This is a genomic window from Succinimonas sp. (genome assembly GCF_045225735.1).
Taxonomy (GTDB): Bacteria; Pseudomonadota; Gammaproteobacteria; order Enterobacterales; family Succinivibrionaceae; genus Succinimonas.
In genome coordinates, this window is record NZ_JBGVBR010000342.1 from 1 (window position 1) to 9,482 (window position 9,482).

Here is a 9,482-nt window from a genome sequence, read left to right on the forward strand (position 1 = left end):
ATGGATGAGAAAGAGAAGGCGGTGATTAAAAATGCCACCCCGGAAATCGAAATGAACATGATTATCAAGCTTTATAATAAGAAGCAAATCAGTTTAGAGAATGCAGCAAGCAATCTCAACATGACTGTTCCGGAATTTGAAGAACTGCTGAAACAGCATAGAAAGTCAGCCTGATCGTTGTTTTTTATGGGGTTTCGGTAACCGGCATTAGGATTAGTGCCTTAAAGTTCGGGGGAGTTGATTCACCGTTCTCCTGTGTGTTTCCCTCTAATCCTGACGCAGTTTTTTTTGCTGCCCCCTGAGCCGCTCTGGCTTGATGTTTCGGGAAAACTGAGTTCCCCGCATTTCCTCTGGTGGTAAAGCGATTTCACGCCGGCAATTTTTCTTTCCCGTTCCAAGTCAGCCTTGTTCCTTGCTCCTGAAGAATGTCCTCCGGACGAGTGACGGTTCAAATCAAGTTTTGATCCATTATTGAGCGTCATGAATAACTCCAAAAACCAAACCTTCGCATCATCGTTCTTCATGACAGATCTGTGGCTAACCCGATCTTCCCGGAGTAGAATGATAATGCTTGTCATTAACTATTTTGGAGGAGCGGTTTATGGATTTAACCAGAGTTATCGGTCTCGGCGTGGCCGGAAATTTCGCCGGACACCTGGAGCAGGCCGGGGAAGCAGAAAGCTTTAAGGATGTGAAGACGGCTGATGCCCGGGCTCCCAAGGCGGTGTTTCCGTTTTATCTTCCGGCCCCGGGCGGGAGGATGGCGGATTCCTTTCTTAAGGTTTTCCCGCTGACCTCAGAGGAGATCCGCATTCCGCAGGATGAACCTGATGCCTGTCTTCAGACCGAGCCCGAGGTAGGCATTCTGGCCCGTATTCAATATAACGGGGATCATAAGGTCACCGGGCTGATACCGGAGTATTTCGGAGCCTATAATGACTGCTCTATAAGAAGACCGGGCCCCGTGAAGATCAGCACCAAGAAGAACTGGGGCCCCGGTACCAAGGGGCTTTCCGCCAATCTCATCAGAATTGATTCCTTTTCTTCCGCGGGCAATATCGCCGGATACCGCATTGCCTCGTTTCTGAAAAGAGACGGGGTTATCCATGAATACGGCATCGACAGCGCGGTAAAGGACTACAGCTATATGTACGAAGAGCTTCTTTCCTGGATTACAGAGCGCATGAATAACCAACAGGATGAGGGCCCCCGGGAAAACATTTCTGAATATCTGGCTCTTTCAAACTGGCCGGAATATGCCGTTATCAGCATCGGAGCCACCCGCTATACCCCCTTCGGCGAGAAAGGATATCTTAAGGAGGGGGATGTAAGCTATGTGGTGCTCTATCCTTCCGGTATGTCCCGGAGCGAAATCATGGGGCTTCTGCGTTCCGATTCGGCAAAGGAATGGGAGCGCTTTAAGAGCATCAGCCTGCTCCGTCAGGAGGTGCGCCGCGGCTGATACGGTGAACTGACCTGATATTGCAGTGTTTATGAGAAATGAGAAGGCGGGCTTTCAGAGCTCCGCCTTTCTTTTATCCGTTGCCCGAAAAGTCCGGGCCGTCTGATTTGCCCGGATACCAGAGAATGATTTAGTCGTGAGCTTCGTGCCGCAGCATTTCCGCCTTGTCGATCTGCTCCCAGGGGAACTCCTCTCTTCCGAAATGACCATAGGCGGCGGTTTTGAAATAGAGGGGCCGCTTCAGGTTCAGCATTTCGATAATGCCGAAGGGTCTTAAATCAAAGGTATTGTTTACCAGAGAGATCAGCTTTTCTTCAGAGATAGTACCGGTACCGAAGGTGTTAATGCTCAGGGAAACCGGCTTGGCCACGCCAATGGCGTAAGAGATCTGAATTTCGCACTTTTGGGCCAGTCCGGCGGCCACTATGTTCTTGGCCACATAGCGGGCAGCATAGGCAGCGCTTCTGTCCACCTTGGAGGGATCCTTGCCGGAGAAGGCTCCGCCCCCGTGTCTGGCATAGCCGCCGTAGGTATCTACAATGATTTTGCGTCCGGTAAGGCCGCAGTCTCCCATGGGGCCGCCGATAACAAAGCGTCCGGTGGGGTTGATAAGAAAGCGGGTGCGGGGAGAGATCCACTTGGCGGGAATGGTCTTTTTGATGATTTCTTCAATCACGAATTCATGAAGCTCCTTGTTGGCCACCTCCGGGGAATGCTGGGTTGACAGTACCACGGTGTCCACGCCCTGAATCGAGCCGTCATCATTATAGATGAAGGTAACCTGACTCTTGGCATCGGGACGGAGCCACTTCACCGCTCCCTCCTTTCTGAGCTTGGCCTGCCGCATTACCAGCCGATGCGCATAGGTGATGGGCGCAGGCATGAGCACATCGGTTTCATTGCAGGCATACCCGAACATGAGGCCCTGGTCTCCGGCGCCCTGATCCCGGGGATCCGCCCGGGTAACCCCCTGGTTGATATCCGGGGACTGCTTCCCGATGGCGTTCAGCACGGCGCAGGAGTTGCCGTCAAAGCCCACGTCAGAGCTGTTGTAGCCGATGTCGCAGACGATTTTGCGCACTAGGCTTTCAATATCCACCCAGGTGGAGGTGGTGATTTCGCCGCCCACCAGCACCATGCCGGTTTTTACAAAGGTTTCGCAGGCTACATGAGCTTCGGTGTCGCTTTTAAAAATTTCATCCAGCACGGCATCTGATATCTGATCCGCAATTTTGTCAGGATGTCCCTCTGATACGGACTCAGAGGTGAATAATCTGGTCATGTGTTTCTCCTTGAATATTTTTCCGGATGCCGGAGATCTGCCCGGTTCCGAACTCTGCTGCCGAAATTTTATCATGAAACCGGATTTTCCGGGGGCAGCGGTTCGGGGCGGACAGCGGTTCCGGGCATCCTGTTCTTACTGCTTGGGGAGGAGTCCGGGCCTGGGTGCAATCTTTGCAGCTGCCATTTCGGGAACCAGTCCGCAAAAAGAAGAGGCGAGGGCGGGCATATTTTGAAACGGTGCTTTATTTGCTGCTATTCTTGTCCCCGTGTTTCCGCGTTCCTGTTCTGCATTTTTATCAGGCTTTTTCCGGTAAGTTCTCCGGAAAAACGGCAGGGCGGGAATGCGGCAGGGGAGCAATTCAAATGCGATGAAGAGGGGGTAACTATGCCTTTTATTGATGTCAGGGTGGCTAAAAAGCTTTCCGATTCCGAGAAGGAGAATCTTAAAACCGCGCTGGGCAAGGCCGCAGCTATTATTCACAAGCCGGAGAGCTATCTTATGGTAGCCATCAGCGATGGCGCCGATCTCTGGTTTGCCGGCAAAAAACAGCCTGCGGGAGCCTTTGTTGCCGTGAGTCTGTACGGGAGCGCCTCGTCCCAGGATTACAACAGGATGACCGCGGAGCTCACCAGGATTCTCACTTCTGATTACGGAGTGGACGGCGGCGCTCTCTACATCACCTATACTCCGGTATCCGACTGGGGCTGGAACGGTTCTAATTTCTGACAGTAATTTCCGACAGAAAACGGCTCTCCGGGTGCCGGAGATGCCAGAACCGGCCGATGCCTGTTTTGTGATCCCGGACAGACTGCGGCGGGGGAGCTTGTGATTTTTCATGACCTGAAAAACATTATTTTTCAGGTTTTTTGTATATAATCTCCCTCCGGATCCGTCTTTCCTTCCTGAATGTGCCTTATATGCTTCGCCTCAGTGATTTACGCAACTATCGCCAGACCGTCATAATTGTGGTTATTATGACGCTTATCCTTATGGCAGTGTCTCTGGTGTTTCAGAATAAAATCCGGGAGGTCATGTACGGCAACGTCAAGGATAATTTCGTCCGGCAGTCTCTGATTGAAACCGAAGCCATCAACAAGAGCTTTGCCGGCATTATCGATGCCATGAAGTCCGTGGCGCTGACCCTGGGTGACAGCAAGAACATCGGCGGCAGCAGCTCTATCAGGGCTCTCCAGAGCGTTACCGATGTCACCGGCTTTTCCACGGTGGGGGTGGTGGACATCCACGGCGTTACCCTCCACGGGGACATGATTTCCCGGGACGTTTTTCAGAAGATCTCCGGCGCCTTTCAGGGCAATGCGGTGGTCACCATCGCCTCCTCCACCTCCGGCGGCAGCTATGACGTAATATTTGCGGTGCCCGTCTACAGCATTGACTACATCAAATACGTCATGTTCATTCGCTCCTCGGATGACGAGCTTATCGAGTATCTGAACCGGGGCAACAACTTCATCAAAACCGAAAGAACGGTGATGACGTACCTGCTCTACAATCTTTCCGATGTGGTGTACGTCAATCATTCCACTGACGGGAGACTTTTGCCGTACTTTACCTTTAATGTGCTGAGTCACCGTTATCAGGAAACCTCTCCGGCCGAGATGAAGAACATCATCGAGCAGAACGTCAATGAGATTTACCTCTATAAGGTGGATCGCTATCCGGAGCACTATCTTTCCATCACCCCCACCCAGTTTGACGGCTGGAGCTACGCCATGCTGATTCCCGTGGATGTGGTAAACAACAATCCCCGGGTGGTGATGGGCATGTTCCTGGTGGTAGAGGTAGCCACCATGCTGGTTTTGCTCATCCTGCTCCTGAGCTACGAGTTTACCGTTAACCAGAATCAGAAAAGAATCTACAATCTGGCCTATCAGGATGAGGTTACCGGTCTTTTCAGCAAGGCCCGGCTCCGGGAGGTATTCGACAAATTCATTGCGGGGAGCTTTGACGGCAAGGATCTCTTCCTGGTGAAGCTGGAAATGGTAAACCGGCAGTATATCACCCGGCTGTACGGCTTCGAGGAGACCGAAAGAATCGAGCTCCATTCCGCGGAGATCTTCCGGCGGGTTACCGATCCCGATGTGTTTATCGCCCGGGTGCAGGACTATTTCGTCATTCTCTACCGCAATGCTGACATTCAGTACGTCCGGGACTATATCGGAGAATTTCTGAAGGATCTGGAAACCATTCCCGGAGTGGATTTCAAGGCCTACTTTGTGGCCGGCATCACCAACTGCGTCTTTGATGAAGAGATCATGAGCGAAACCGGCGGGGATCGGCTGGACTATGATCTGGACAACTGCGCCATTGCCATTTCCCAGAAGGCTCTCAATATCAGATGTCACACCATTACCGTCTATGACCGGGCCATGCGTCTTGAGATCATCCGTTCCGAGCAGATCGAGCACGAGCTCCAGCCTGCCCTGGATCGGGGAGAATTCCTGGTGTATCTCCAGCCCAAATACGATCTTAAGACCAACAAGCTGTACGGCGCCGAGGCTCTGATAAGGTGGAATTACAAGTTTGAGGGCATCCGGCCCCCGTATCAGTTTATTCCGATTTTCGAGAGAAACGGCTCCATCGCTCTTATTGACAATTTTGTCTTCAAAACGGTGCTGGAGTGTCAGCGCGCCTGGAAGGAAAAGGGCTACCGTCAGGTGCCGATATCCGTGAACTGTTCTCAGGTGCAGTTTATGAACGCCAATCTGGTTTCGGATCTGGAGCGGCAGATCCAGGGCGCGGAGGATTTGGTGCCCTACATCGACATTGAGATTACGGAAAGCGCCACCATTGACGATGTCAAGCATGTGCAGGAGGTGCTCCGGGACATCAAGAAGCTGGGCTTCAAGATTTCCATGGATGACTTCGGCACCGGATACTCCTCGCTGTCGAATCTTTCTCTCATGCCCTTTGACATCATTAAAATCGACAAGTCCTTTGTGGATCGCATCGATGTGCGCAAGAAGCGTTCCCAGAGCGTGCTTCTGATCAAGGACATTATTTCCATTGCGCACCACTTTAATATTCACACCCTGGTGGAGGGCATTGAGACCTACGAGCAGAAGGAGATCCTCCGGGGGCTGGGCTGCGAGTACTGTCAGGGCTACTATTATGCCAAGCCCATGCCGCTTCAGGAGTTTGAGGATCTCTTAGCGCGGGATGAGTGTTTCATAGATAAGGATACAGAGGGGCAGAAGGCGTGAAGAACTCCAAAGAGTTTGCGGCATATTACCAGCTTCAGGCGATTATGCTGTCCCTGATTGTGATGGGACTGGCCATCCTGATTTTGTTTTATTACGATTTCAAGACTCAGGTGGTTATCGAGGATGAACTGGCTCCCAAGCAGAAGGTGATGGTAATGCTGCTGATTAACGGCCTCCGGGGAGACAGCTCCTGGGCCGATGCCCATATTGACGGCCTTCTGGAGGCGGTGAATCATCTGGGCCTGCAGTCTGAAATTCATGACAGCGTGAATCATGAAAAGTGCCTGAGCTACATTGATCGCTTTGTGGAGTCCACCAGGGGCAAGGGCGGGCTTATTATGGCGCCGAGCTATGAGTTCACCCCCTGCATCAACGAGAAGGCCCTGGAGTACCCGCAGTATTTTTTTGCGGGGATTTTTGACGATCGGGTGGAGCCGCGGCCGAATCTCCTGTCCTACAGCGGCAAGATGCACAATATCAGATACATTACCGGCATCATGGCCGGGTATGCGGTGGATTCATCGGAGTTCGGCTTTGTCGCCGCCGAACCGAATCCCGAGACCTACCGGGATGTGAATGCCTTTGCCATGGGACTTCGTTATGTGCGTCCGGATGCCAGGCTGCATGTGGTGATGGCTCATACCTGGCATGAGCATGAAAAGATTCAGGATGCCATCAGCCGTCTTTATCATAAATATCCGCGGATTCAGGCCATTACCCACGGCATTGACACCGATGATGTGGATATCTTCTGCTATCATGCGGGCATTCTCTGCATTTCCTACGGCAACAACGGCGGGCACTACTACCGGGAAAATTCCCTGGCCGAGGCTTCCTGGAGATGGGGGGTGTTCTACAAGCACTTCATGTCCTCGGTTAATGAGGGCATGTTCCAGTCCGGCAGCCAGTGGGTGGATTTTCAGTCGGGGAATACCATCATTCGCCATGTGAACTACAAGCTGCTGCCGGATCGGGCTTTGACGGAAATGGATAAGATCTTCAATCTTATGGTGCAGTCCCGTTTTGACGTGTTTACCGGCCCTATCTATGACAACAAGGGAGAGCTCCGGCTGTCCCGGGGGGCCCGGCTGGATCCTCTTTACGTCATGTACAGCATGGACTGGTTCGTGGAGGGAGTGGACGAGCTATGAAGTATGACAGACGCATCCTTTTCCTGTGCGTGAATGCGGCGATATTTTCCGTAATACTCTGGTTTATCGTTGACGGCTACAGCTCCTCCATGGGACACAGCGACGGCTACCGGGAGAGCTATTATTCCGACAGCGGCTCGGAGAAGGTGCTCCTGATTCAGAAGGGGCTGTCCCGGAACGACAAAAAGAATTATCTCCATCTCCGGGGCTTTGTGGAATCGGCGCGGAATTTTCCGTCCATAGATCTTGCCGTGGTGGAAAACGCCCGGGTCGACAACGTGGGGCGCATCGTAAGCGAGTATGTTTCCCGGGGCTTCACTCACATATTCATTCACGGCTTTGTTTATGATGTGGAGCTGGGAAATCTTTTTCGGTCGTATCCCGGGGTTACCTTTTTCATGTATGACGGAGATTCCCGGGAAAACAACGTTATTAACTACATTCCCCGCACCTATGAGATCAAGTATCTTCAGGGACTTCTGGCGGGACGGATGACCAAAACCGGACACGTGGGATATATTTCGGAAATCAATCACAACAACAAGGATCGTTCGGTAAACGCCTTCGCTCTCGGGGTGCAGCGGGTTAACCCCTTTGCCAAGGTGCATCTTCTCTGGATTGACGATGATCATGATCTGGGCGCGCAGGCGGCTGCCATTCTGATTAAGGAATCCGGTGCGGACGTCATTAACGGCTCTCTGGACAACTGCCAGTGGTGCGAGCTGGCCGAAGATGCGGGGGTGATGTATTTCGGCGAGTTCGGTGACAAGTCCGGCGCCATCAGGAACCTCCGGCTGGCCACCTTTAATTACAACATGAACGTGGTATATTCGTTCTTTTTCTCCGCCATCAGCAACGGCGAGAGAAAAATCTGGCACAATTACTGGTTTGATTACCGGCAGAAGGTAGTGGAATTCACGCAGCTTAACAGCAACGCCCCGGCGGAGAGCAAAATCGAGATCCGGAATGAAATCGCCCGCATGAGGGAAGGGGTTAACAGAATTTTCTACGGCCCGGTGTATTCCAACCGCATGCGTCTTATCATTCCGGCGGACAGTTCGGTTTCCGACCGGTATCTGGAGGATATGCCGCTGTGGCTGAATCAGAATATTGTGGAAATGGGGATTTTGGAGGGCAAATCCTCAGAATCCGAAGAGGTGCAGGAATTTAACTATGACGGCGCGGTCAGGCTGGCTGAGATGCTGGGGGAACAGTATTCCCAGATCCCGTAACCGCGGAACCGATGAAACCGTTTTTTTAAATCATGTTACAATAGCGTCCGGTTCAGGATGTTTCCGGCAGGCCCCTGAGGCCGCCGCTTTTTATTTTTCAGGAGTTAACAGAGATGGCTACAAAGAAAGACATGGCCAATGCGATTCGCGCTCTCAGCATGGATGCAATTCAGAAGGCAAATTCCGGTCATCCGGGAGCCCCCATGGGCATGGCCGACATTGCCCAAGTGCTGTGGCACGATTTTCTTAATCACAATCCGGCCAATCCCAAATGGTTTAACAGGGATCGCTTTGTGCTTTCCAACGGTCACGGCTCCATGCTGCTGTACTCTCTCCTGCACCTTACCGGCTATGATCTTTCCCTTGAGGATCTCAGGAATTTCAGACAGCTGCATTCCCGCACTCCCGGACATCCGGAATACGGCTATACCGCCGGCGTGGAGACCACTACCGGCCCTCTGGGGCAGGGCATCACCAATGCCGTGGGCATGGCTTTGGCTGAAAAGGTTCTTGCCGCGCAGTTCAATCGTCCGGGCTATGAAGTGGTTAATCACAATACCTACGTGTTCATGGGTGACGGCTGTCTTATGGAAGGTGTATCCCATGAGGCCTGTTCTCTGGCCGGCACCCTGAAGCTGGGCAAGCTCATTGCCTTCTGGGATGATAACGGCATCTCCATTGACGGCAAGACCTCCGGCTGGTTTGCCGAGGATACCGCTCTTCGCTTTGAAGCTTACGGCTGGCATGTCCAGAAGGTTAACGGACATGATCCCGAGGCCATTGCCGCCGCCGTCAGAAATGCTCAGAACGAGCATGACAAACCCAGCATCATCTGCTGCAAGACCATTATCGGCTTCGGTTCTCCCAGCAAGGAAGGCACCCAGAAGTGTCATGGCTCCCCGCTGGGCGATGAGGAAATTGTGCTCGCCAAGGAAAAGCTGGGCTGGAATTACGGCCCCTTCGAGATCCCCGAGGATATTTATCAGGCCTGGAATGCCCGGGAAGCCGGCGCTGCCAAAGAAAAGGCCTGGAATGATCTTTTTGAAGGGTATCGGAAGGAATATCCGGATCTGGCCGCCGAGCTTTTAAGACGCATTGAGCATAAGCTTCCCGCAGACTGGGCTGAAAAGT

At 52.5% G+C, this 9,482-nt stretch carries 9 protein-coding genes; 7 read left to right on the forward strand and 2 right to left on the reverse strand.

The features are described 5' to 3' along the window. Positions 1 to 174: a UPF0175 family protein gene (locus ACJROR_RS12040; protein ID WP_406547244.1), complete on the forward strand. Its 174-nt coding sequence runs from the start codon at positions 1 to 3 to the stop codon at positions 172 to 174. Between the two features lie 68 nt (positions 175 to 242). Here the strand turns inward: ACJROR_RS12040 and ACJROR_RS12045 are convergent, their stop codons facing one another. Further along, positions 243 to 524 carry a hypothetical protein gene (locus tag ACJROR_RS12045; RefSeq protein ID WP_406547239.1) on the reverse strand — a complete coding sequence of 94 codons (282 nt, stop codon included), beginning with the start codon at positions 522 to 524 and terminating at the stop codon, positions 243 to 245. A gap of 77 nt (positions 525 to 601) precedes the next feature. On the opposite strand from ACJROR_RS12045, the gene ACJROR_RS12050 reads away from it, so the two are divergent. Beyond that, positions 602 to 1,462, forward strand: coding sequence for a DUF5718 family protein (locus ACJROR_RS12050; RefSeq protein WP_406547240.1), 861 nt, complete (start codon positions 602 to 604; stop codon positions 1,460 to 1,462). Between the two features lie 130 nt (positions 1,463 to 1,592). Here the strand turns inward: ACJROR_RS12050 and metK are convergent, their stop codons facing one another. After that, positions 1,593 to 2,744 (reverse strand): methionine adenosyltransferase, encoded by a 1,152-nt coding sequence (gene metK, locus ACJROR_RS12055; protein WP_406037677.1) that lies wholly within the window; start codon positions 2,742 to 2,744, stop codon positions 1,593 to 1,595. 387 nt (positions 2,745 to 3,131) lie between these two features. Here metK and ACJROR_RS12060 point away from each other — a divergent pair, with 387 nt between their 5' ends. From ACJROR_RS12060 to ACJROR_RS12080, 5 genes are all read left to right on the forward strand, one after another. Continuing rightward, entirely contained in the window at positions 3,132 to 3,473 is a 342-nt protein-coding gene (locus tag ACJROR_RS12060; RefSeq protein ID WP_406037674.1) for a phenylpyruvate tautomerase MIF-related protein, read from the forward strand. A gap of 191 nt (positions 3,474 to 3,664) precedes the next feature. Further along, a complete protein-coding gene (locus ACJROR_RS12065; RefSeq protein ID WP_406037672.1) occupies positions 3,665 to 5,968 on the forward strand; it encodes an EAL domain-containing protein in 2,304 nt (767 codons plus the stop codon). Beyond that, on the forward strand, positions 5,965 to 7,119 hold the full coding sequence (locus ACJROR_RS12070) for a BMP family ABC transporter substrate-binding protein (protein WP_406547241.1): 1,155 nt from the start codon (positions 5,965 to 5,967) through the stop codon (positions 7,117 to 7,119). The genes ACJROR_RS12065 and ACJROR_RS12070 overlap by 4 nt, the downstream gene beginning before the upstream one ends. Further along, complete coding sequence (locus ACJROR_RS12075) at positions 7,116 to 8,351, forward strand: BMP family ABC transporter substrate-binding protein (RefSeq protein ID WP_406547242.1); 1,236 nt, start codon at positions 7,116 to 7,118, stop codon at positions 8,349 to 8,351. Before ACJROR_RS12070 ends, ACJROR_RS12075 begins: the two co-directional genes overlap by 4 nt. Positions 8,352 to 8,464: 113 nt before the next feature. Then, a partial coding sequence (locus ACJROR_RS12080) for a thiamine pyrophosphate-dependent enzyme (RefSeq protein ID WP_406547243.1) occupies positions 8,465 to 9,482 on the forward strand: 1,018 nt, incomplete at its 3' end.

Coding starts and splice junctions, on each gene's coding strand:
- metK (WP_406037677.1), bottom strand. CDS start 2,744: ATGACCAGATTATTCACCTCTGAGTCCGTATCAGAGGGACATCCTGAC.
- ACJROR_RS12050 (WP_406547240.1), top strand. CDS start 602: ATGGATTTAACCAGAGTTATCGGTCTCGGCGTGGCCGGAAATTTCGCC.
- ACJROR_RS12065 (WP_406037672.1), top strand. CDS start 3,665: ATGCTTCGCCTCAGTGATTTACGCAACTATCGCCAGACCGTCATAATT.
- ACJROR_RS12045 (WP_406547239.1), bottom strand. CDS start 524: ATGAAGAACGATGATGCGAAGGTTTGGTTTTTGGAGTTATTCATGACG.
- ACJROR_RS12075 (WP_406547242.1), top strand. CDS start 7,116: ATGAAGTATGACAGACGCATCCTTTTCCTGTGCGTGAATGCGGCGATA.
- ACJROR_RS12040 (WP_406547244.1), top strand. CDS start 1: ATGGATGAGAAAGAGAAGGCGGTGATTAAAAATGCCACCCCGGAAATC.
- ACJROR_RS12060 (WP_406037674.1), top strand. CDS start 3,132: ATGCCTTTTATTGATGTCAGGGTGGCTAAAAAGCTTTCCGATTCCGAG.